The organism is Tardiphaga sp. (assembly GCF_025356345.1).
Taxonomy (GTDB): Bacteria; Pseudomonadota; Alphaproteobacteria; order Rhizobiales; family Xanthobacteraceae; genus Tardiphaga.
This window is the reverse complement of the sequence record NZ_JANXTC010000315.1, coordinates 1-23,262: the sequence shown is the minus strand read 5'-3', so window position 1 is coordinate 23,262 and position 23,262 is coordinate 1. Positions and strand designations below refer to the sequence as shown.

Genomic DNA, 23,262 nt, shown 5'->3' with positions numbered 1-23,262 from the left:
CGCGGTGAAGGAACCCTGCGTTTACATGATGGCGAACCGGCGCAACGGCACGCTCTACACTGGCGTCACCAGCCAGCCCCTCAAGCGTTTCCACGAACACCGCGAAGGACTTGTACCCGGTTTTTCCAAACGATACGGCTGCAAGATTCTCGTCTGGTACGAGGTCCATGAGACCATGATCTCGGCGATCACGCGCGAGAAGCAGATCAAGGCCGGCAGCCGGGCCGACAAGCTGGCACTAATCGAGAGTCTAAATCCGGATTGGAAGGACCTTTTCGATACGCTGTTCTAACCGCAATCGTCGTTTCAGCGAAATAAGAAGGCCTCTCCACGTCATGGCGAGGACCCACCGGGTCCGGCTTCGCCGGTCCGATGATAAACTCCGCGACGCGGCAATCCAGAAGCCGGACGGAATAAAGAGCTGGATTGCTTCGTCGCAATGACGGCTGAAGGGACGCTGCCCCCGCCGGAAAATCGAGACGCGGGTGACGAGCTTAACTCAAAGCCCCAGATATGCCTTGCGCACATCCGGATTGCCGAGGATTTCCGCGGCCTTGCCCTGCATCTGGACGCGGCCGGTCTGCAGGATATAGGCGCGGTCGGCGATCTCCAGGACTTCCGACATGCGCTGCTCGACGATCAGGATGGTCATGCCCATGTCGCGGATCTTGACCACGGCCTGGAAGATCTCGTCAACCAGTTTCGGCATGATGCCCTGCGACGGCTCGTCCAGCATCAAGAGCCGCGGCCTTGTCATCAGCGCGCGGCTGATCGCCAGCATCTGCTGCTCGCCGCCGCTCAATGTCTCGGCGCGCTGCTCGAGCCGTTCCGACAGCCTGGGAAACAGTTCGAACACCAGCTTCAGCGGCTCATCGCGGTCGGGCTTGCCGCGATACATATAGCTGCCGAGCCGCAGATTGTCGCCGACCGACAGCCGCGGAAACAGCCGGCGGTTTTCCGGCACATAGGCGACGCCGCGCGCGGTGATCAGATGTTGCGCAATGCCGTTGATCTGCTCGCCGTCGAAGGTCACGGTGCCCGAGCGCGGGCGCTCGGCACCGGCGATGGTCTTGATCAGCGTCGACTTGCCGGCGCCATTGGCGCCGCAGACCGCGACAATCTCGCCCTTTGCCACGTCGATGGAAACCGAAGAAATCGCGACCAGCCCCTGATAGGCGGTGGTGACTTCATGCACTGATAGCATGACGATCCCCGAGATAAGCGCTGATGACTTCCGGATGCCGCACGACATCCGTGGGCTTGCCCTCGACGAGGACTTTCCCGAGATTGAGCACGATGGCGCGATCGACCAAAGGCATGACGATTTCCATGACGTGCTCGACCATCAGCACCGTGACGCCGGTGGCACGGACCTTGCGGACCAGCTCGACGCCGCTCTGCGCCTCGAGCGGCGTCAGGCCGGTGAGGCACTCATCTAGCAGCAGCAGTTTCGGCTCGGTGGCCAGCGCGCGCGCGACCTCGAGCCGGCGCTTCTCCGACGGGATCAACTGGCTGGCCAGCACATTGGCGCGGGCGCCAAGGCCGCAGAATTCCAGCACCTCCTGCGCCTTGCGACGCGCTTCGCGCATCACCGTGGTGCGGATCAGCGCGCCGACGATGACATTGTCGATCACCGTCATGGTCTCGAAGCTCTTGACGACCTGGAAGGTGCGGGCGATGCCGCGCTGGCAGCGCAGCGCCGCCGGCATTCTGGTGACGTCCTCGCCATTGAACCAGATCGAGCCCTGGGTCGGTGGCAGCACGCCGGCGATCAGGTTGAACAGTGTCGACTTGCCGGCGCCGTTCGGGCCGATCAGCCCGACGATCTCGCCGGCGCCGACCTTGATCGAGACGTCGCTATTGGCGATCAGGCCGCCGAAGCGCTGCCAGACGCCGCGGGTTTCAAGCAGGGGTGTCGTCATTGCGGCACTCCTTTCGAGCCGGGTTTGCGGGAGAACAGGCCGATCAGGCCTTCCGGCCGTGCCAGCGAGATCAGCACGATCACCGCGCCATAGAGAATGAGATCGACACCACGGCCGGAGCCGCCGAGATAATTGCGCGTGAGTTCAGTGAGCGGGATCAGGATCACCGCGCCCAGCACCGGTCCCCACAGCGTACCGATGCCGCCAAGCACCGCGGGCAACGCCATCAGCAGCGAGAACTGGAAGGTCATGACGCTGTCGGGATCGATGTAGGAGACATATTGCGCGTAGAACGCGCCGCCGATCGCGGTCATGAAGGCGGAGATCGCCGCGGCGCCCATCTTGGAATTGAACACCACCACGCCGAGGCTTTCCGCGGCGTCCGGATTGTCCTTCACCGCGCGCCACCAGAAACCCCATTTGGAATTTTCCAGCTTCCACGTCACCAGCCAGGCGACGCAGCAGAACGCCAGCGCGAAATAATAATAGGGCAGCTTGCTGCGGGTGAACTGGAACTTGGCCCAGCTATCGCCGCGCACCGGCACGTCGATGCCGAGCGCCGCGCCGGCATAGTCCCAGTTATGGAACAGCAGCAGACCGATTTCCGCGATCACGATGGTGGCGATCACGAAGTAATGGCCGCGCAGGCGAAAGGTCGGATAGCCCAGCCCGAGCGCGATCAGCGCCGAGATGATACCGCCGCCGATCATGCCGAACCACGGCAGCACGCCGAATTTGGTGAACAGCAGCGTGGTGGTATAGGCGCCGAGGCCGAAATACAGCGCATGGCCGAGCGAGATCTGGCCGCAATAGCCGCTGAGGATGTTCCAGCTCTGTGACAGCGCGGCCCACATCAGGGTCAGCACCATGATGTTCTGGACGTTCACGTCCTTGACGAAAACCGGCACGACGGCCGCCAGCGCGGCAAGAAAGATGGCGATGATGAGATCGCGGCGGCGGCTCTGGGCGAAGGTTGTATCCATCAGATCGATCCGAACAGGCCGCGCGGCCGGATGAAGACAACAAGAAGATAGACCGCGTAGATGCCGACCGACTTCAGCGATGGCGGCAGGATCAGCGCGGTGGAGGCCTCGACGAGACCGACGATGATGCCGCCGGCAAAGGCGCCGAACACCGAGCCGAAGCCGCCCAGCGCCACCGTGACATAGGCGATCAGCGCGAACGAGGCGCCGACATCCGGATAGATGTAGAAGAACGAGGCCATCACCGCGCCGGCGAGGCCGACCAGCGCCGAGCCGAGACCCCAGCCGAGCGCGAATACCTTGTTCTTGTCGATGCCGACCAGCGCCACCGCGCCGGCGTCCTCACGGGTGGCTTCCAAAGCGCGGCCGAAATCGGTCTTCTTGATGAAGAAGAACAACGCGCCGAACGCCGCCACCGCGATCGCGGCGCCAGCCAGCTGCGGCACCGGCAGGAAGATGCCGCCGAACGAGATGGTCTTGCCGCCGAGCCAGGAGGTCGGGATGCTGCGATAGTCTGGCGTGAAGAAGAACTGCGCGAGGCCGCGCATCAGGATGGCCAGGCCGAACGTGGTGAAGATCTGCACCATGCCGATATTGGCCTTGGCGCGCATCGCGAAGCGCACAATCAGCAGGTATATGACCGCGCCAAACACGAACATCCCCGCCGCCACCAGCGGCGCGGCCAGCAGCGGATCGATGGCGAAGAAGGCGAACAGGAAGAACGCGCCGTACATCGCCAGCATCAGGAACTCGCCATGGGCGAAGTTGGTCACGTCCATCAGGCCAAAGATCAGCGCCAGGCCGACCGCGATCAGGCCGTAGAGCAGCCCCATCAGCAATCCGCTGGCGAGGCTCTGGATTATCGTCGCGGTCGTCAAAGGCGTTGCTCCTGGTGAGGCACTCGGTCGTCGTGGTCGTCATTGCGAGCGAAGCGAAGCAATCCAGAAGGCCGCAAGGGAAGGCTGGATTGCTTCGTCGCAAGATGCCCCTCGCAATGACGGGGAAAGCGCAGCGCCCCATGAGGGGGCGCGCGTCGTTTACTTCATCGGCCAGATGGCCTCGGCGACGGCGCCCTGCGGCGGGTAGATGGTTTCGAACTTGCCACCATTGTACTGCAGCAGCACCGGGTTGGCGAAGTTGTTCTGGCCCATCTCGTCGAACTTCACCTTTTCCCACGGCATGATGGTGACGTCGCCCGGCATGTCGGTGGCGACCAGCGCCTCGCGGATCTTCTCGCCATCGGTCGACTTGGCGCGGTTGATGGCATCGGCCATCACGACCAGGCCCATGAACTGGCGCGACGAGTAGTCGTTGAAGTCCTTGCCCGACTTCTCCTTGTACATGTCGTTGATCTTGCCGACCATCGGCCGCTTGGCGGCGAGATCGAGCGAGAACGAACCGCGCGAAATCACGCCGGGGATCTTGTCGCCGACGGCGTCATACAGCGCCTTCTCGGAGAAGCCGGCGTCCTGGGCGACGATGTTCTTGGCCTTGTAGCCGAGTTCGCCCATGGTCTTGATCAGCAAGATACCGTCGGTGGTGTAGCTCGACGGCATCAGCACGTCGGCATCCGCCGCCTTGAGCTGCTGCACTTCGGCGGTCAGCGACGGCGAGTTGGCACGGTACTTGATGTCGGCGACGATCTTGTAGCCGCGGTCGGCCGCGAGCTTGAGCTGCGCATTGGCGGAATCGGTGCCGAAGATGGTGTCTTCATGGAACAGCGCCAGCGTCTCGATCTTCTGGCCCTTCTTCTTCAGCGCGTCGAAGAAGTCGAACATCGCGGTCGAGAACATCTCGTCATGCGGCGCGGCGCGGAAGTAGAATTTGAGGCCGCGGCGATGCAGGCTCGGCGAGGAGTTGTCGGCCGAGATATAGGGGATCTGGTAGCGCTCGCAGATCTGGCTGACGGTCACCGCCACCGAGCTCTGGTAGCTGCCGACGATCGCGCAGACCTTCTCCTGGGTGATCAGGCGCTCGGCCTCGGCGCGGCCCTTCTGCGGATCAGCCTGGTGGTCGGCGAAGACGAGGCGCAGCTTGGCGCCACCCAGACCGGAAAAGCCATCGCCCTTGGCCATCGGCAGAGCGAAATCATTATCCTTGTTGATGATGTCGGCGGCGGTTTCGAACGCCTTCTGGGCATCGACGCCGATCTGCGCGCTGGCGCCGGACAGCGGATAGATCACGCCGATCACGACTTCCTTGACCTGGGCACGCGCAACCGTGGTCGCGAGAGGCAGCAGCGCGGCGGAGGCAGCGCCTCCAAGCAACACGTTTCGGCGAGAAATCGTCATCATGTGGTCCTTTGTTGCAGGCGGCTATCGATGAAACTAATCACAGTTAGGGTAAAGCCTGAAAGATCGGCAAGCTGCTTCTTATAAAACTGCCAGATGCTTATTCTTGAGGTCGGTTATCAACATCACGCCCGGCGCGTGGGTGATGGCAAACGGCACGCGCGCGGCGGCGATGACGGCTTGAGGCGTAACGCCGCAGGCCCAGAACACCGGGATTTCGTCATCGTTGATGCGCACGGCATCGCCATAGTCCGGCTTGTTGATATCGCTGATTCCGATCGACCGCGGCAGCCCGAGATGCACCGGCGCGCCGTGCACCGCGGGGAAGCGCGAGGTGATCTGCACCGCGCGGATCGCATCGGCCGGCTTCAGCGGCCGCATCGACACCACCATCGGGCCGGCAAAGGGGCCGGACGGCTTGCAGGCGATATTGGTCCGGTACATCGGCACCAGGACATCCTGCTCGATGTGACGGATCGGCAGATCATCGGCCAGCATCGCCTCCTCGAACGAATAGGAGCAGCCGATCACGAACGACACCAGGTCGTCGCGCCAGTATTTTGTCACCTCGGCCGGCCGGTCGATCGCCTCGCCGTCCTTCCACACCACGTAGCGCGGAATGTCGGTGCGAATATCGAGATCGAGGCCCAGCGCGGGGATGTGGGGATCGCCGACCTCCGACATGCCGATGATCGGACACGGCTTCGGATTGAGTTGGCAAAAACGATGGAAGGCAGCGGCCTGCGCTTCCGGCAGGATCACCAGATTGCCCTGTACGTAGCCCGGAGCGACCCCGGCGGTGCTGCCATATTTGCCCGCGCGGTACGCACGGCGCGCCAGCGCGCTCGGCGGCGCCTCGATGGTCGATACGACGGGTGCGAGACCGCTCATGGAGACTGCCTTAATTATCGCCCTGCTGAAGTTTTTAGCTCGACCGCACTGGGCCACAGCGCTAGCATAATGTCTAATCGTGTTTTTTGATCATAATCGATCAATTTCATTTATCAAAGCGGGATAAAGCCACCCTATGGCCGACTTCAAGGCGCTGGAAACCTTTCTGTGGGTGGTGACGCTGGGCAGCTTCCGTGGCGCCGCGCAAAAGCTCAATACTACCCAACCGGCGATCTCGCAGCGCATCGCTCAACTCGAGCGCGAGGTGGGGGTGCGGCTGCTGCAGCGCGACCGCAAGATGGCCTCGCCGACCCCGGCGGGCCGGCAGATGCTGGTCTACGCGGAAAAACTGATTGGGCTGCGCGCGGAGATGATGGCGGCCGTCGGCGACCGCTCCGCGATGCGCGGTGTGCTGCGACTCGGCGTTGCCGAGACCATCGTCCATACTTGGCTGCCGAAACTGATCAAGAACGTCAACGGGGCCTATCCCAATTTGTCGCTGGAGATCGAGGTCGACATCACCCCGAATTTGCGCGCGCGGCTGCTGGCGCAGGAGATCGAACTCGCGCTGCTGATCGGCCCGGTGACCGCATCCAACGTCCACAACCGCGTGCTGTGCGATTATCCGATCGGCTTTCTCGCCAGTCCCTCGCTCGGACTCGGCGCGGAGATGCTGACGGTGCGGGATCTCGCCAAATTTCCCATCATCACCTTCCCGCGCAAGACCCAACCCTATGAGAGCGTGCGATCGTTGTTTAACCGACCGGAGCTGCCGCCGATCCGGCTGCACGCCAGCGCCTCCATCGCCACGGTGATCCATCTGGCGATCGAGGGCCTCGGCATCGCGGTAATTCCGACAGCCATCGTGCAGCACGAACTCGCCGACGGCCGGCTGCAACTGCTCAACACCGATCTGCAAATCCAGCCGCTGACGTTTTCCGCCACCTGGCTGGCGTCGCCAGACACCGTGGCGATCGAGTTGGTCGCAGGTCTTGCCGCCGACCTCGCGCAGGGCGGCGCGTTGGTTGACGCGCAGGCATAGGCGGGTCATTAAAATGCAGATGCCTATCCACCAACGCCCGGGACAAGCCGCATGACTCGCGTCGCAACCAATCTGCAAATCGATTCCGCACGGCTGTGGGGCACGATTCACGAGACCGCCAAATTCGGCGGCACGCCGAAGGGTGGTGTGAAACGGCTGACGCTCAGCGTCGAAGACAAGCAGGTGCGCGACTGGTTTCGCAGCGCCTGCGAGGCCGCCGGCTGCGACGTCCACGTCGACACGCTGGGCTCGATGTTCGCGCTGCGCAAAGGGCGCGATATGTCGAAGCCGCCGATCGGGCTCGGCTCGCATCTCGACACCCAGCCGACCGGCGGCAAGTTCGATGGCGTGCTCGGCACGCTGGCCGCGCTCGAAGTCGTACGCACCCTGAATGATGCCGGCATCGAGACAGAATTGCCGATCTGTATCGCGAACTGGACCAATGAAGAGGGCTCGCGCTTCGCTCCGGCGATGATGGGCTCGGCGGCTTACGTCGGCGATTTCACGACCGACGATATCCTGTTGCGCAAGGACATCGCCGGCGTCAGCGTCGGCGAGGCGCTCGACAGCATCGGCTATCGCGGCGAAAGCCCGGTCGGCACGCAGAAATTTACCAGCTTCGTCGAGCTGCATATCGAACAGGGCCCGATCCTCGAAGCCGAAGGCAAGACCATCGGCGTGGTGGATTCCGGCCAGGGCGTGCTGTGGTTTGACGGCCAGATCACCGGTTTCGAGAGCCATGCCGGGTCGACGCCGATGACGCTGCGCCGCGACGCGCTGGCAACCCTGTCGGAAATCGTCCTGGCCGTGGAGCGTATCGCCAGTGGCTTTGGCCCGAAAGCGGTCGGCACCATCGGCGAGGCGGTCATTGCCAGCCCGTCGCGCAACGTCATTCCCGGCGAGATCGCCTTCACCATGGACATCCGCAGCGCCGATGCGGAAATTCTCGATCATCTCGAGAAGGCCGTGCAGGCCGCGGTCGTCGACATTGCCGCGCATCGCAAGGTCGAAGTGAGACTGGAAAAGGTCTGGCACAAGCCACCGACGCATTTCGACCGAACGCTGGTCAATGCCGTGGAGGCGGCCACCGAGGCGCTTGGCTACAGCCACCGCCGCATCACCTCCGGCGCCGGCCATGATTCCTGCAACCTCAACACCATCATGCCCGCCGCGATGATCTTCGTGCCGTGCAAGGACGGCATCAGCCACAACGAGCTGGAAGACTCGACCCAGCCCGACTGCACCGCCGGCGCCAATGTGCTGCTGCATACCGTGCTGACACTGGCGGGCGTCGCGGCGAAGTAATCACAGTAGAAAAGTTCGTCATTGCGAGGAGCCCTTGCGACGAAGCAATCCAGTTCTTTCTGTGCTTTTGGCTTTCTGGATTGCCGCGTCGCTTCGCTCCTCGCAATGACGGCTGATAGTCCATCGGATAGCTCTGAAAGCGAGATTCCTATGCGCGCCGTATTCGTCGATGCCAATGAATCACTGGCAGTCCTCGTCGAGGCCCAGACCAAGCAAGGCGATATCGCGATCAATATCCATCGCGACGCCGACGTCACGCTGGACCAATTGCCGGGCGTGCTCGGCGGCGCCGAGATCGCGATCGTCGACCACACCACCCTGCCGACCGACATCGCGAAAAAATGCACCGGGCTGAAGCATGTGGTGTTTCTCGGCACCGGCGCACGCAGCTACATGAACCCGGAAGAGCTTGCCCAGCTCGGCATCGAGGTGCACCTGATCCGCGGCTATGGCGACACCGCGGTGGCCGAATGCGCGATCGCCTTGATGTGGGCCGCGGCGCGCGGCCTGGCCGAAATGGACCGCGAGATGCGCGCCGGCAACTGGCTGCGCGAGGACGGCATGGAGCTGACCGGCAAGACCATCGGCCTGATCGGCTTCGGCGGCATCGCCGCGGAGACCGCCCGCATCGCGGATGGCAGCGGCATGAAGGTGATCGCCTGGAATCGGACACCGAAGCAGCATCCCGGCGTGAGCTTTGTCGAGCTCGACGAATTGCTGGCGCGGAGCCACGTCGTATCGCTGCACCTGTTGCTCAATGACGACACCCGCGGTTTTCTGTCCCGCGAACGCATCGCGCAGATGAAGCCCGGCGCCATCCTGGTCAACACCGCGCGCGGCGCCGTGGTCGACGAGACCGCGATGATCGACGCCCTGAAATCCGGCCATTTGCGCCATGCCGGCCTCGACGTATTCGACATCGAGCCGCTGCCGGCGGACCATCCGCTGACCAAACTCTCCAACGTGACGCTGTCGGCGCATTCGGCCTTCCGCACGCCGGAGGCCAGTGACAATCTGATCGCCGCGGCATGGGCACATTGCCGGCGTATTGCTGCGGGACATAGCGTATAATCGCTACAACCAGAGAACCGACATGCTCCACGTCTGCTCGCTCGCCGATCTGCACGCCACGGTGAAAGACACCGGCGCCAGCCATGTGCTGACGGTGATGGCCAATGTGGCGCAGGTGCAGCGCCCGGAATCGATCCTCGAGGCCCATCATCTGCGGGTGCAGATGGACGACATCACCGAACATGCCGAGGGCTTCGTGGCGCCGAACGACGCGCATATCGTTCAGGTGCTGGATTTTGTGCGCGGCTGGGATCGCCGCGCGCCGCTGGTCGTCCATTGCTATGCCGGCATCAGCCGCTCCACCGCCAGCGCTTTCGCCGCTGCCTGCATGCTCAATCCGGATCGCGACGAACGAATCATTGCCCGCCAGATCCGCGACGCATCGCCGATCGCTTCCCCCAACCGGCTGCTGGTCAGCCTCGCCGACAGAGCGCTCGGCCGCGACGGCCGCATGGTCCGCGCACTCGACGAAATGGGGCCCGGCAGCATGACGGTGGTGGGACGGCCGTTCCGGGTTGATCTCGAGTAGCTCCCCATGAAAGCGGCTATCGCGGGTTGAACGTGGAAGGTCCGTGCATGCACATAGAAATGCGAGCAACACTTCTCTTCCCCGGCGCAGCGAAGTTGCGTTGGCGGGAGAGGAAAAGAAAGATGCGCGTCGATGTTTGATGATTTCGGTTTCCTAACAACGGTTATTGCGATCGTCGCCTTTCTGTTCGCGCGCAAGGCGCGCAATGAGGTGAGGGCGCTGAGCGCGCGTCTGAGTCTTTACGAAGCGGCTGCCGGCCTGGCACCATCGCCAATGCCGAAGACGGGGCCGATCGATGCGCCAGACGTGGCGGAGGTGGTGTCGAAGAAAGCCAGCAAGACCGCGACGGCCCTGGCCGCGAACACCGCAACGCCCCCGCCCGCCCCTGACGCTGCGAAACCCGTGAACGTCCAGCCGGCCGGTCCCGGTTTCGAGGAACGCATCGGCACCCGCTGGGTGGTGTGGGTGGGCGGCCTGACGCTGGCGCTGGGCGGTTTCTTCATGGTGCGCTATTCGATCGAGGCCGGGCTGCTTGGCCCCGGCATCCGCACGCTGCTGGGCGGGCTGTTCGCGCTGGCGCTGCTGGCGGCCGGCGAATGGAGCCGCCGCGACGAACGCCTGTCGGCGGTCGCGACGCTGCCGATCGCCAATATTCCGGCGATCCTGACCGCGGCCGGCACCGCCGTCGCCTTCGCCACCGTCTACGCCGCCTATGCGCTGTACGGCTTCCTGGTCCCGGCCACCGCCTTCATCCTGCTCGGACTGATCGCGATCGCCACGATGGCGGCGGCCCTGCTGCATGGTCCCGCGCTGGCCGGGCTCGGCATGGCGGCGGCTTTCGTCACCCCGATCCTGGTCTCCTCGGGCAAGCCCGATTACTGGGCGCTGTATCTCTATCTCGCGGTGGTCACCGCCGCCAATTTCGGCCTGGCACGGCTGCGGCTGTGGCGCTGGCTGGCGATCACCACAGTTGTGTTCGGCACCTTGTGGGTTCTGCCCGGACTCGGTGCGGCGCAGGTCGCGCCGCACACCTTCCACGTCATTGCCGGATTCATCCTCGCCACGCTGCTGGTGGTCTGCGGCTTGCTGTACGGCCCGCCGGCCGAGCCCGGCAAGATCGAGGGCGTCTCGTCCGGCGCGCTGGCGGCCTATCTGTTCGGCGCCACGCTGGTCGTGCTCAGCAGTTTTCATGCCGACACCGCGATGGTGACGTTCGGCCTGCTGGTGGCCGGCACGCTGGTCGTGGCGTGGTACGCGCAAGCCGCCACCGCCGCCGTCGCGGTCGCCGCCGGCTTCGTCGCGCTGGTATTCCTGGAATGGGCGGTGCGCGGCAATCCCGATCTGCTGGTGCTGCCCGGCGGGCCGCTGTCGGGCATGGGCACCAGCCCGATCGACGGATCGGTGTCGCTGCATCTGGTATCGGCGGCGATTTTCGCGGTTGGTTTCGGCGTCGCCGGCTTCCTCGCCCAGGGCCGCTCGGTCAGTGCCATCATTCCGGTGATCTGGTCGGGCGCCGCGGTGTTCACGCCGCTGGCGCTTCTGATCGCGCTGTACGCCCGTATCACGCATCTCGACCGCTCGATTCCGTTTGCCATTCTTGCCGTGATCGTGGCCGCCGCTTTTGCCGCCGCCACCGAACTCCTCACCAGGCGCGAGGCCCGTCCCGGCCAGGCCATTGCCGCGGCCCTGTTCGCCACCGGCACGCTCGGCGCGCTCGCGCTGGCGCTGACCTTCGCGCTCGACAAGGGCTGGCTGACCATCGCGCTGGCGCTGATGGCGCTGGGCACGGCGTGGATCTCGATGCAACGCCCAATCCCGTTCCTGCGCTGGCTCGCCGCCATCCTCGCGGGCCTCGTGGTGGCCCGAGCCGGCTGGGAGCCGCGCGTGGTCGGCGACCTGGTCGGCAGCATGCCGATCTTCAACTGGCTGCTGTGGGGTTATGGCACGCCGGCGGCGGCGTTCTGGGGCGCCAGCGTGCTGATGCGTCGTCGCGGCGACGACGCGCCGTTGCGGATGGTGGAATCCGCCGCTATCCTGTTCACCGTCCTGCTCGCCTTCATGGAAATCCGTCACGCCATCAATGGCGGCAATGTCTATCGCGATTCCGCCGGCCTGGTCGAAGTCGCCCTGCAGGTCTCGGTCGCGCTGGCGATGGCAATCGGGCTGGAGCGGCTGAGAATCCGAACCAACAGCGTCGTGCACAATATCGGCGCTGTAGGGCTGACGCTCTATGCCGGCGTCGCCACCATCGGCGGCTTGCTGCTGCTGGACCTGCCGATCTTCTGGCCGCGCGACATCGGCGGACTGTTGTTCAACGAGATCCTGCTCGGCTATGCGCTGCCCGCCGTGCTCGCACTGCTGCTGTCCTATGCGGTGGCCGGGCGTCGTGCCGTCGCCTATGGCAACACCATCGCCGGTTTCGCCCTGGTTCTGGCGCTGGCCTATCTCACGCTGCAGGTCTGCCGCTTCTATCACGGTCCGATCCTTACCCGCGGCTCGACCACCGACGCCGAGCAATACACCTACTCGGTCGTCTGGCTGGGCTTCGGCGTGATCCTGCTCGGACTGGGGGTAACATTCAATTCGCAGCGCGCGCGACTGGCCTCGGCGGTCGTCATCGCGCTGACGATCTTGAAGGCGTTCCTGATCGACATGTCGTCGCTCGAGGGCATCTACCGGGCGCTGTCCTTCATGTGCCTCGGCCTGGTGCTGGTGGCGATCGGCTGGCTGTATCAGCGCATCCTGTTCAGCCGGCGGCTGCCAACTGCCCCGGGAACAGAGGCGGTCCCGGGGTCCTGAACCGCGGGGGACGCCACCGCCGGATCACCCCGGCCACAGGGGGGGGTGGGAGCGGGTCGACGACACCACGATGCTTTTCTAGAGCATGATGACTTTAGTTTAGTTCAAATCACTGACCTCGCAATGACGGGGGGCACCGATTCATCTTCAGGTCATTACGCTCTAACGTCGATTCGAAGCAGGTTTGGTCTTCTTCACCGTTTTCTTCACCGTTTTCTTCATCGCCTTCTTGGGTGCTTTCCTCGTTGCTTTCGTGACAATCTTCTTCCTGGCGATCTTCCGGGGGGCCATGCGCGCGCCCGCCTTTGCTGGCTTCTTCACGGGCTTTTTCTTCGCTACCGTTTTCGTCGTTTTCTTCACGGCTTTCTTGACCGCCTTTTTGGCTTTTTTCGCTGGAGTAACCTTCTTCCCCGAGGTCGTAGCCGCCGCGATCTTGTCCCTGGGTTTTGGCGCAGCGGGAACGGTCGGAGCGAGTACGGCGCCGCGCCGCTTCTTGATCGGGAATTTCGGTACTCTCGGCGCCAGCGGCTGACCTTCGGAGACCCAGAACTGCCGTTCCAGCCCCGCCATGCTGGACGGATCGAAATAGCGGTCCTGCCAGCTGTCATTGGGTTCGTTGTGCTTCCAGCTGACGACCTGCTGGAAGAATTTCGACGCCGGAAAATTCTTCTTCTGCTCCTTGTCGCCGCCGGCCTTCTGCCAGGCATCATTGGCCAGCCGCTGCGCCTTCTGCATCTGATAATAACGCCAGCGATAGTGGCTGTAGATATCGAACACATGGGTCGCATAGGCCTGGGCGATGCGCCGGTCGCCCTTCAGGATCAGCATGTTCTCGTCATTGTTGTGCGAGGCGCGGTAGCCGAGATTGTGGCTGCCGGTCGCCACCACGCAATTGGTCGGCGAGAACGGATCGATCACCACGATCTTGTCATGCACGATGGCGTTGCCGAATTTATAAAATTCCTTTTCCCAGGATGCGAAGCCATCGAGGATGCCCGCCGGCGCGATCACATCGGCGTCCTCGTCGGGATCGCGGAAGTTCATGAACTCCTCGGATTCCTTCTGATCGCTGATCACGCCGCGTATCAACAGGCCGGGCTTCTTGTCGGAGACGCCGGACAGATATTTGACGATGGTCGAAATCTCCGAGCCGGCGCCGCCCGGCTGGAAACACAGGAACAGCACGGCCTGCTCGGCACGCGCGCACAGATCGAACAGAACGCCCAGATCGGGCGGCAATCTGGCCGGTTTCCTGATCAAGCCGGGCATGTTCGGCGAAAACCACACTTGCGCCGACGGCCCGCCGGCAATCGCGATCGGCGGACGCGCGGTGGCATCGCCGTCACGCAACGGCGCGCCCTGGATCTTCTTCATCGGCGCCGGCGCGGCCGGAATGCCGGCGGTCTCGGCATCGGTTTTCAACTCGTGCCAATAGGCCAGGTATAATTTGGCCAGTTCGGCGGATTCGATGATGATGCAATTATTGGTCTGCGTGCACAGGCCGGTCGAGGTCCAGTTGGTACTGCCGCTCAGCACCGCCTTCGGCTCGTTGTCGGGGCCGACATAGACGATGAACTTGTTGTGGCCGATCTGGCCCTTCGGCATATAGCGCCGGACCAGCGGCTGGCCGGCGAGCGCGGCCGCGGCCTTGGCATTGCCGGCATCATACGGCCCGTCATCGCCAGTGCCATTGTTCGACAGGATCACTTCGCGGCGCGACAGCCCGGACAGCGCCGCAATCAATTCATCATCGGTGAATTCATACAGCGAGGCGTAGCACTTGCCGCCTTCCTTGTTGGCGCGATCGATGATCGACAGCAGTCCGGACAAAAGCTGCCCGGTCAATCCGAGCCGGATGGCGTCGCCGGCCGTTTCGATGTGCGGCCGCAGCGCGTCTGGCGAGGGTTTTTTGCCCTCGGCGATCAGGGCGCGCGACAGATGCTGGGTCGAGAGGATACCGCGGTTGAAGTAGACGCGGACGTTGCCGTAGATCTCGGTCGCGGTCACCGCCGGGGTGATCATTGGCGCGACATTCGGCACCGGTTGCGGATTGCTGGCGGGGCCCTGCATCGCGACGATCTTGTAGCGAACCGGCTTGCCCCGCGCCGGCGCGAGATCGCGCCAGCGGAAGGCAGCGATCGGCTGCAACGTCGTCGGTTTGGCGACCCATTCCGCGGCGTCGCCATCCTCGAAGCCGATATGGGAGGTCAGCGGCACCTCGGGAATGTCGACGTCCGCAGGCAGACGGAACACCGCAAATCCAAGACAACCGGGTATTTTTGCGTCGATGCTCCAGCCAATCTGCACGACGTCATTGTTTGCGTATGCAATCGCCTTTGCCGCCATCGCTGTCTCCACCGCTCTGATGAAAAAGCCTTCTCGAATATCGCAGCAATCTAATCGCAATTTCAGGTTGCAGATAGTGGAGGATCGCGACCTGACGGCACCAATGCGCGGCGGCGCCCGGGTTCTGGCCCACGGCCTGTGGCACGCGGCTTGCTCATGATGCGCCCAGGACGCGGCATCAAACATGCCGCGTCGCGTCCCGGAAACGCGCTAAAGCCGATACGATGACGTTTACATCCCATACCATCTAAGGACTGACGACATGACCACCGCTCCCATCGGCGCCGGCGTTCTCGATTTGCTGCGCCTGTTCAAGGGCAATGACGGCGCCGCCGACGCCTACGCCGCCACGCAGCTCGAGACGGCAAAGGCCATCGAGCCCACGCTGCGGGCCTTCGAGGTACTGCCCACCGACGTCACGCGAAAGCCGGGACCGCTGTCGGGCATTCCCGTCGGGATCAAGGACATCATCGCCACCACCGACATGGTCACCACCAACGGCTCGGCGGTCTACAAGGATCACGTCCCCGCCGCCGACGCCTGGGTGGTCGAGCGGCTGCGCAACCTCGGCGCCACAATCTTCGGCAAGACCGTCTCCACCGAATTCGCCTGGCGGCATCCGGGCCCCACCACCAATCCCTGGAACCCAAGGCATACGCCGGGCGGGTCGTCGTCCGGCTCCGCCGCTGCGGTGGCCGCGGGCCTGGTGCCGCTGGCACTGGGCACCCAGACCCTCGGCTCCGTGGTGCGCCCGGCCGCCTTCAACGGCGTGGTCGGGTTCAAGCCCAGTTTTGGCGCGATCCCGCGCAGCGGCGTGCATCCGCTCAGCCCGTCGCTCGACCATGTCGGTTTCTTTGCCCGCCGCGTCGACGACGTCGCCTATGCGCTGTCGCTGCTGATGGGCAGCAGCGACAGCGACGCGCATGGTCGCCCGGGGCCGACCTTCGAGGTGTCCGTCGATCACGGCCTGCAGACGCTGGCCGCGCCGCGGCTCGCGGTGGTGCGGTTTGCCAAATGGGACAAGGCCGAAATCGAAGCGCGGGCCCTGTTCGATGCCTCGCTGGCCAGGCTGCGCGACGCCGGCGCCATCGTCGAAGAGCTGCAGCTGCCCGAACTCGATCGTACCAACTGGGACGCCGTCAACACCATCCTCACCTCGGAGGGCGCAGAGATCTTTGCCGATCTGATCGCGCGGTTCCCGGATCGCACCAGCGACAAGCTGAAGAACCTGGTCGAGCTAGGCCAAGCCCACAGCGCCACCTCCTATCTCGCGGCGAAGTCGCTGCAGGCCAAACTGCGCTCGGATTTCACCACGCGGATGGCAGGATTCGACGCGGTACTAACGCTGCCCGCCTTCGGCGAGGCGCCCGAGGGCCTGGGATACACCGGCGACGCCGAATATTGCGCGCCATGGACGCTGCTCGGCGTGCCGGCACTGTCGCTACCAGCCGGTTTCGGCAAGAACCATCTGCCGCTCGGCCTGCAGGTGGTAGGCGCCTACAGACAGGACCTGCATCTGCTGCGCGTGGCGAAGTGGGTGGAAGCCGTGCTGGCGTTTTCGCCGGGATTGCCGGCGGTAAAATCCTGACCACTCTCCACCGTCGCAATTGAAACCTCGTCGCGGCGCGGAGCCAACGGGTTCGGCTTCGCCGGCCCGTTGGCAGGCTCCGCGACGCGGCGATCCAGAAAGCTGCAAGCGAAAACTGGATTGCTTCGTCGCGAGCGGTCCTTGCGATTGCGACGGAGGGCCAGGCCTACTTCGTCACGCCGCCATCCGGATGGGTGGGATCGATCCACAGCACGGTCTCGACCTTTTCGGCAGGCTCGATATCGAGATTGATCGCCACCGCCTGGCCGTCGCTGCGCACCAGCACGCATTCCAGCAACTCGTCCGGGCTGGCGTTGATTTCCTGGTGCGGCACATAGGGCGGAATGAAAATGAAGTCGCCGGGGCCGGCTTCGGCGGTGAATTGCAGCGCGTCGCCCCAGCGCATCCGCGCCTTGCCCTTGACGACATAGATGATGCTCTCGAGATGGCCGTGATGATGCGCGCCGGTCTTGGCGTCCGGCTTGATCGTCACCGTCCCGGCCCACAGCTTCTGCGCGCCAACCCGGGCAAAGTTGATGGCGGCCTTGCGGTCCATGCCGGCGGTGGAAGGCACGTTGGAATCGAGCTGATCGCCGGGGATCACACGCACGCCATCGTGCTTCCAGCGCTCGGCATCGTCGTGGCTGTGGTCGGCCGGGTGATCATGGGAATGATCATGCGGATGGTCGTGGTCGTGTCCGGACATCGCGATGCTTTCTGAAGTTCCGGAAAAAATGCGGCAACGGAGGCGGCATCACATCCCGGAGAGCGAGGAACATTCAATCGAGCTGACGCTTGTAATGGCGAAGCTCAAACGGGCAGGCGTTCTGAAAATCCGTTCGGAACTTTTTGTCCGCTCACTGACAGGAGTATCCCATGGGTGCCACCACGGACAAGATCAAGGGTAACGCCAACGAAGCGATTGGCAAGGCCAAGCAGGGCATTGGCGAAGCCGTCGGATCTGATCGCCTGCAGGGCGAAGGTCTGATCCAGGAAGGCAAGGGCCACGCCCAGCAGGCTGTTGGCGATGCCAAGCAGGCCGCCAAGGACGCTGCCGACAAGGCAGCCGAACTGGCCCACAAGAAGCTTTGATTCAGATTAGTCTGGATGTGGAAAGACCGGCCGCAAGGCCGGTCTTTTGCGTTTGAAAGGCTGAAGCTGCAGCTCAGTAGCCCAGCGCGCAGCCATCCTTGCGCGGCTCGGAACCGCCGGTCAGCGTGCCCTTGTCCCAGTCGATCACGATCGCCTGGGCGCCGCCGAACGGTCCCACGCAGGGCGCGGTCTTGTGGCCGATTTTTTGCAGGCCTTCCACGATTGACGCCGGCACCCCGTCCTCGAGCGTGTAAACGCCCTCGTAATGCAGCCCGCGCGGCTGGTCGATCGCTTCCTGCACATCCAGACCATAATCGAGCATGTTGGTGAGCACGCGGCACTGGCCGACCGGCTGGTACTGCCCGCCCATCACCGCGAACGACATCTTGGCGCGGCCATTCTGCGTGGTCAGCGACGGGATGATGGTGTGCAGCGGACGCTTGCCCGGCGCGATGCAATTGGGGTGATCGCGCTGTACGCGGAAGCCGGCGCCGCGGTTCTGCATCAGCACGCCGGTGGTGTTGGAGACCACCGCCGAACCGAACGAATGCGCCACCGAATTGATGAACGAGCAGACGTTGCGATCCTTGTCGACCACGGTGATGTAGACGGTCTCAGGATTGATCGGCGGCGACACGCTCGGCAGATCGACCAGCCCGTCCATGCGGATCTTAGCCGCCCAATCGGCGGCGAATTGCTTCGACAGGATGCGTTCGACGTCGACGCCGACATAGGCGGGATCGCCGATGTTCTGTTCGCGCATCAGATAGGCGATGCGGGCGGCCTCGGCCTCGAGGTGGAAGCGCTCGACGCTCATCGCCGGATATTTGGTGAGGTCGAAATGGCTGAGGATGTTGAGCATCACCAGCATGGTGATGCCGGGGCCGTTCGGCGGGCACTGCCAGACATCATAGCCCTTGTACTGCGTGGTCAGCGGCGTGGTACGCTCGGTGACGTGGGCGGCGAAATCTTCCAGCGTGTGGAGACCGCCATGGCTGCGCAGCGTCTCCACCATGTCTTCGGCGACATAGCCCTTGTAGAAGCCGTCGGGACCTTCCTTGGCGATGGTGCGCAGCGTCTTGCCGAGTTCGGGCTGATGCATGACATCGCCAACGACCGGCGCCTCGCCATTCTTCAGCAGGTAGCGCGGCGCGTTGATGCCGGCGCGCACCTTCTCCACATTGTTCTTCCAGTCGAACGCGATGCGCGGCGCGACGACATAGCCCTCTTCGGCCGCCTTGATCGCCGGCTGCAGCAGGGTATCGAGGCCGAACTTGCCATGGTCCTTGAGGATCGTGGCCCAGGCATCGATCGAACCGGGAATGGTCACCGAATGCGGCCCGGTCGACGGGATCGCATTCATCTTGTGCTCGATGTACCAATCCACGGTCGCGGCCTGCGGCGCGCGGCCGGAACCGTTATAGGAATGCACCTTGCCCTCGCCCTTCGGCTGTATTAGCGCGAAGCAGTCGCCGCCGATGCCGGTGGATTGCGGTTCGATCACCCCTTGCAGCGCGCAGGCCGCCACCGCCGCGTCAACGGCCGTGCCGCCGGACTTCAGCACCTCGATTGCCGTCAGCGTCGCCAGCGGATGCGACGAAGCCGCCATGCCGTTCTGGGAATGAACCGTGGAACGGCCGGCGAGATGGAAATTCCTCATGCCAAAATGCTCACTTCTGTCGCTGATGATCGGGTGATGGGGCGCCGCGAAGGCTGCGATTTCTTGGCATATTGAACGCCACAGGGCAATGCTCGCCGTCCCCTCGGCAACGCCGGGTTGCCACCAACCCGCACTTTCAAGCACTTTCGTCCCGCGCGCGCGGCTGATAAACCCCGGCCATGTCGCTCAAGGTCGCCGCCTTTTACCAGTTCGCCGCGCTGCCGGATGTTGCCGAGCTGCGTGAGCCGCTGCGTGCGCGCTGCGCTGGACTCGACCTGAAAGGCAGCGTGCTGCTGGCCGATGAAGGCATCAACGGCACGCTGGCCGGCACAAACGGGGCAATCGACGCGCTGATCGACGAATTGCGCTTCGGCGCGATGTTCGGCGGCCGGCTCGATCACCTTGAACTGAAATGCTCGACCGCCACCACCATGCCGTTCCTGCATCTGAAGATCCGGCTGAAGAAGGAAATCGTCACGCTCGGCGATCCCGGCACCGATCCGAACCGGGAGGTCGGCATCTATGTCGACCCAGCCGACTGGAATGCGCTGATCGAAAGCCCCGGCACGCTGCTGATCGACACCCGCAACGCCTTCGAGGTGGCGATGGGCACGTTCGAGGGCGCCGTCGATCCCGGCATCCGCAGCTTCGGCCAGTTCAAGGATTTTGTCACTGCCAGGCTGGACCCGGCGAAGCACACGCGAATCGCGATGTTCTGTACGGGCGGCATCCGCTGCGAGAAGGCCAGCTCCTATCTGCTGTCGCACGGCTTTGCCGATGTGTATCATCTCAAGGGCGGCATCCTGAAATATCTCGAACAGATCCCCGAGGCCGACAGCCGCTGGCGCGGCGAGTGCTTCGTGTTCGACGGCCGCATCGCGCTCGGCCATGGGCTGGTCGAGAGCACGACCGTGCATCCCGATCTTCCGATCAATTCCGAAGATTTCGAATCGCAGAAAGAAGCGGCCGGCGATGACTGACCTCAAAACCCTGAGCGAGCGCATCGATGCGCTGGAGACCCGCCTGACCTATCAGGACGAGATCATCGAGACGCTGAACGCCACCATCACCGCGCAATGGCAGCAGATCGACCGCCTGACCCGGCAGGTCGCCACCCTGGGCGAGCGGCTGCAGGAAGCCGAAAGCCACTCCGGCGGCATCAGCAACGAGCCGCCGCCGCATTATTGAGGGTACGGGCACTGAACGACACCTGAGAGAGCCACGCGCGCCGACTATCCCGCCGCCAGTCGCCGATCGCGCAATTCACGTTTCAGTACCTTGCCGATCGCACTGCGCGGCAGGCTGTCGACGAACACGATCTCGGAGACGCGCTGGAATTTGCCGACCCGTTCGTTCACGAAGGTCTTCAACGCCGCCGCATCGACAGCCGCGCCAGGCTTGCACACCACGAACCCCGCCGGGGTCTCGCCCCACTCCTCGGATGGCATCGCCACAACCGCGGCTTCCAGCACGTCGTCATGGCCGATCAGCACCGCCTCCAGATCGCTCGGATAGATGTTGAAGCCGCCGGAGATGATCATGTCCTTCTTGCGGTCCATCAGCGTGAGAAAGCCGTCCTCGTCGAAGCGGCCGACATCCCCGGTGCGCACGAAGCGCTTGCCGGCGGCGTCGTGCCAGAACGTCTCGGCGGTCTTGCCAGGCTGGTTGAGATAGCCTGTCATGATGTTCGGCGAGTGGCCTACCACCTCGCCGATCTCGCCGGGCGCCACCTCGACGCCATCCTCGTCGAGCAGAATGATGTCGTGATCGGGCATCGGCTGCCCGACGGTGTGCAGCTTGTCCGGATTTTCATGCGCCAGCAGTCGGCAGGTCGCGCCGCCTTCGGTCATGCCATAGACCTCGGTGAGGCCGCCGGGCCAACGCTTCAGCACATCGGCCTTCAGGGCGGCTGCGAACGGCGCCGAGGTGCTGTGCTTCATCACATAGGACGACAGATCGAACTGATCGAAATCCGGCACCGCCATGATGCGGCGATACTGCACCGGCACCAACATCGTATGGGTGGCGCGATATTTTGCGCTGACTTCGAGAAAACCGCGGGCATCGAATTTCTTCATCAGCACCACGGTGCCGCCGCCCGCCAGCGTGGGGTTGAAGGCCACCAGCGTGGTGTTGGAATAAAGCGGTGTCGACAGCACGGTGACCGCGTCCGGCCCGTGGCCAACCGGGACAAGCTGGCCATATTGCCGCCAGCGCATCGCGTGCGAATGCACGATGCCCTTCGGCGTGCCGGTGGTGCCGGAGGAATAGATGATGTTGAACACCCATTCCGGATCGATGCTGACCGGCGCGGGCTTGCTGCCGGGCGCGGCGCACCACGGGCTGAACGCGCGGCCGAAACCGCTGTCGTCGAGTGCCACGCGCAGCCTCTCTCCGGACGTCGCGGCCTCGCCCATGACGGCGGCGGCGGCTTCATCCATGAACAGGACTTTCGGAGCGCAATCCCGCAGCATCGCCGCGAAATCAGTCGGCGTCGATGATGGCGCCAGCGGGGCCACCGCGATGCCGGCCCGCAACGCGCCGAGGAAGGTGGCGGCGTATTCGATCGTGCTATAGGCGCAGATCGAGATCACGTCTTGCGGCTTCAACCCGTCGGCCTGCAGCGCGGCGGCGACGCCATCGATCAGCGCATCGAATTCGGCATAGGACAGAGTTCGCCGATCGTCGATGATCGCGGTATGGGCCGGCCTTGCCGCCGCCGTGTCGCGCACCAGCGCATCAAGCGCGATGAAGTCGGACATGTGGTTTCTCCCTTTTTTGTTTTTGTTGCAATCACACCGCCCTCACCCCGTCATTGCGAGGAGCCAACGGGTCCGGCTTCGCCGGCCCGATGATAAACTCCGCGACGCGGCACTCCAGAAGCACTAGAAAAGACTGGATTGCTTCGTCGCAAGGGCTCCTCGCAATGACGCAGGATCAAACGGAGCGTTTTATCGATCGAGCGCCTCACCCTTGAGCCATTTTGCGCCACTTTGATACAGCGCCTCGACAGCCGCACCGCGCAGGCCCGGCATGTCCGGCTTGATCTGGTAGCCGATCTGACTCTGCAGATAGGCCAGATGACGGTAGCCCACAGGAAAGCTCTCCAGCAACGCGGCATCCAGCACCAGCTCGGCATTGGGTCGCACCGTATCGATGCGATCCTGTTCGTAGATCGGCTGGCGCAGCACCAGCCCCCATTTGCCCTGTCGTTTTTCTAAAAAGTCGTAGAACCGCCCGGTCAGCCGGACATCGACCTCGACGCCATGCACCGGCGCGCGCTGGGCAATGGTCATCTTGGTCTGCGAAATCGCGCGGGTGCCCTCCAGATCGATCGATTGCCCACCGAGGAAATGCAGGATCGACACGCCCTTGGCCCAGCCGGCCTTGCTCATGGCGATGAATTCATCGGCGGTGCCCTGCGTCCACGTGGCCTGCATGACGCCGTCGTCGTGCCACACGGTGCGAAAGCGGTCCCAATCGCCAGCGTCGCGCCACAGCGCCCAATTGTCGACGAGTTGCCGGATCGTCAGGCGGTCGAGCAGATCCTTGTCCATGAATATTCCTCACATCGTCGAAGACCGCCTCGCGGCGGAAGAAATGAATGCCGCCTTATGGCTGACAACGCGCGGCGCGACAATCGTAAACGCGGCGTTAACCAGTGCGGCCCTATGGTGACGTCCGGGCGAGTATGCCCATTCCGTTCAGAGCGTTGGGGGCTTGCTTGGCGACGAGGCCGATGT

21 protein-coding genes are annotated in these 23,262 nt (G+C 63.8%); 10 read left to right on the top strand and 11 right to left on the bottom strand.

Annotated elements, in window-relative coordinates:
• The first annotated feature begins 4 nt into the window (after positions 1–4).
• A complete protein-coding gene (locus Q0S16_RS19235; RefSeq protein WP_295851600.1) occupies positions 5–292 on the top strand; it encodes a GIY-YIG nuclease family protein in 288 nt (95 codons plus the stop codon).
• Between the two features lie 207 nt (positions 293–499).
• On the opposite strand, the gene Q0S16_RS19230 is transcribed toward Q0S16_RS19235, so the two are convergent.
• The 6 genes from Q0S16_RS19230 to Q0S16_RS19205 form a co-directional block, all read right to left on the bottom strand.
• A complete protein-coding gene (locus tag Q0S16_RS19230) occupies positions 500–1,204 on the bottom strand; it encodes an ABC transporter ATP-binding protein (protein ID WP_295851597.1) in 705 nt (234 codons plus the stop codon).
• A complete protein-coding gene (locus Q0S16_RS19225) occupies positions 1,188–1,922 on the bottom strand; it encodes an ABC transporter ATP-binding protein (protein ID WP_295851594.1) in 735 nt (244 codons plus the stop codon). Before Q0S16_RS19225 ends, Q0S16_RS19230 begins: the two co-directional genes overlap by 17 nt.
• Complete coding sequence (locus Q0S16_RS19220; protein WP_295851591.1) at positions 1,919–2,905, bottom strand: branched-chain amino acid ABC transporter permease; 987 nt, start codon at positions 2,903–2,905, stop codon at positions 1,919–1,921. The genes Q0S16_RS19225 and Q0S16_RS19220 overlap by 4 nt, the downstream gene beginning before the upstream one ends.
• Entirely contained in the window at positions 2,905–3,783 is an 879-nt protein-coding gene (locus Q0S16_RS19215) for a branched-chain amino acid ABC transporter permease (protein ID WP_295851587.1), read from the bottom strand. The genes Q0S16_RS19220 and Q0S16_RS19215 overlap by 1 nt, the downstream gene beginning before the upstream one ends.
• 159 nt (positions 3,784–3,942) lie before the next feature.
• Positions 3,943–5,196 carry an ABC transporter substrate-binding protein gene (locus Q0S16_RS19210; protein ID WP_295851584.1) on the bottom strand — a complete coding sequence of 418 codons (1,254 nt, stop codon included), beginning with the start codon at positions 5,194–5,196 and terminating at the stop codon, positions 3,943–3,945.
• An 81-nt stretch (positions 5,197–5,277) separates the two neighbouring features.
• Positions 5,278–6,087 (bottom strand): putative hydro-lyase, encoded by an 810-nt coding sequence (locus Q0S16_RS19205; protein ID WP_295851580.1) that lies wholly within the window; start codon positions 6,085–6,087, stop codon positions 5,278–5,280.
• 136 nt (positions 6,088–6,223) lie between these two features.
• Between Q0S16_RS19205 and Q0S16_RS19200 the strand changes: the two genes are divergently transcribed.
• The 5 genes from Q0S16_RS19200 to Q0S16_RS19180 all read left to right on the top strand — a co-directional run bounded on the left by Q0S16_RS19200 (position 6,224) and on the right by Q0S16_RS19180 (position 12,833).
• Positions 6,224–7,129 (top strand): LysR family transcriptional regulator, encoded by a 906-nt coding sequence (locus Q0S16_RS19200; RefSeq protein WP_295851576.1) that lies wholly within the window; start codon positions 6,224–6,226, stop codon positions 7,127–7,129.
• 51 nt (positions 7,130–7,180) lie between these two features.
• Entirely contained in the window at positions 7,181–8,434 is a 1,254-nt protein-coding gene (locus tag Q0S16_RS19195) for a Zn-dependent hydrolase (protein WP_295851572.1), read from the top strand.
• A 150-nt stretch (positions 8,435–8,584) separates the two neighbouring features.
• Positions 8,585–9,505, top strand: coding sequence for an NAD(P)-dependent oxidoreductase (locus Q0S16_RS19190; protein ID WP_295851570.1), 921 nt, complete (start codon positions 8,585–8,587; stop codon positions 9,503–9,505).
• A 22-nt stretch (positions 9,506–9,527) separates the two neighbouring features.
• Positions 9,528–10,034, top strand: coding sequence for a protein-tyrosine phosphatase family protein (locus Q0S16_RS19185; RefSeq protein WP_295851567.1), 507 nt, complete (start codon positions 9,528–9,530; stop codon positions 10,032–10,034).
• A gap of 132 nt (positions 10,035–10,166) precedes the next feature.
• Positions 10,167–12,833 (top strand): DUF2339 domain-containing protein, encoded by a 2,667-nt coding sequence (locus tag Q0S16_RS19180; protein WP_295851564.1) that lies wholly within the window; start codon positions 10,167–10,169, stop codon positions 12,831–12,833.
• Positions 12,834–12,995: 162 nt separating this feature from the next.
• On the opposite strand, the gene Q0S16_RS19175 is transcribed toward Q0S16_RS19180, so the two are convergent.
• Positions 12,996–15,086 carry a phospholipase D-like domain-containing protein gene (locus Q0S16_RS19175; RefSeq protein ID WP_295851562.1) on the bottom strand — a complete coding sequence of 697 codons (2,091 nt, stop codon included), beginning with the start codon at positions 15,084–15,086 and terminating at the stop codon, positions 12,996–12,998.
• Positions 15,087–15,441: 355 nt separating this feature from the next.
• On the opposite strand from Q0S16_RS19175, the gene Q0S16_RS19170 reads away from it, so the two are divergent.
• Positions 15,442–16,767 (top strand): amidase, encoded by a 1,326-nt coding sequence (locus Q0S16_RS19170; protein WP_295851559.1) that lies wholly within the window; start codon positions 15,442–15,444, stop codon positions 16,765–16,767.
• A gap of 166 nt (positions 16,768–16,933) precedes the next feature.
• On the opposite strand, the gene Q0S16_RS19165 is transcribed toward Q0S16_RS19170, so the two are convergent.
• Positions 16,934–17,473, bottom strand: a complete 540-nt coding sequence (locus tag Q0S16_RS19165; protein WP_295851555.1) for a cupin domain-containing protein — start codon at positions 17,471–17,473, stop codon at positions 16,934–16,936.
• Between the two features lie 170 nt (positions 17,474–17,643).
• Here Q0S16_RS19165 and Q0S16_RS19160 point away from each other — a divergent pair, with 170 nt between their 5' ends.
• Positions 17,644–17,859: a CsbD family protein gene (locus Q0S16_RS19160; protein ID WP_295851552.1), complete on the top strand. Its 216-nt coding sequence runs from the start codon at positions 17,644–17,646 to the stop codon at positions 17,857–17,859.
• Positions 17,860–17,932: 73 nt separating this feature from the next.
• Here the strand turns inward: Q0S16_RS19160 and ggt are convergent, their stop codons facing one another.
• A complete protein-coding gene (gene ggt, locus Q0S16_RS19155) occupies positions 17,933–19,519 on the bottom strand; it encodes a gamma-glutamyltransferase (protein WP_295851547.1) in 1,587 nt (528 codons plus the stop codon).
• Positions 19,520–19,698: 179 nt separating this feature from the next.
• On the opposite strand from ggt, the gene Q0S16_RS19150 reads away from it, so the two are divergent.
• Entirely contained in the window at positions 19,699–20,499 is an 801-nt protein-coding gene (locus Q0S16_RS19150; RefSeq protein WP_295851546.1) for a rhodanese-related sulfurtransferase, read from the top strand.
• A complete protein-coding gene (locus Q0S16_RS19145) occupies positions 20,492–20,707 on the top strand; it encodes a SlyX family protein (RefSeq protein ID WP_295851542.1) in 216 nt (71 codons plus the stop codon). Before Q0S16_RS19150 ends, Q0S16_RS19145 begins: the two co-directional genes overlap by 8 nt.
• A 44-nt stretch (positions 20,708–20,751) precedes the next feature.
• On the opposite strand, the gene Q0S16_RS19140 is transcribed toward Q0S16_RS19145, so the two are convergent.
• Both Q0S16_RS19140 and Q0S16_RS19135 read right to left on the bottom strand, forming a co-directional pair.
• Entirely contained in the window at positions 20,752–22,281 is a 1,530-nt protein-coding gene (locus tag Q0S16_RS19140) for a class I adenylate-forming enzyme family protein (protein WP_295851539.1), read from the bottom strand.
• Positions 22,282–22,470: 189 nt separating this feature from the next.
• Entirely contained in the window at positions 22,471–23,076 is a 606-nt protein-coding gene (locus Q0S16_RS19135) for a nuclear transport factor 2 family protein (protein ID WP_295851536.1), read from the bottom strand.
• Between the last annotated feature and the right edge of the window lie 186 nt (positions 23,077–23,262).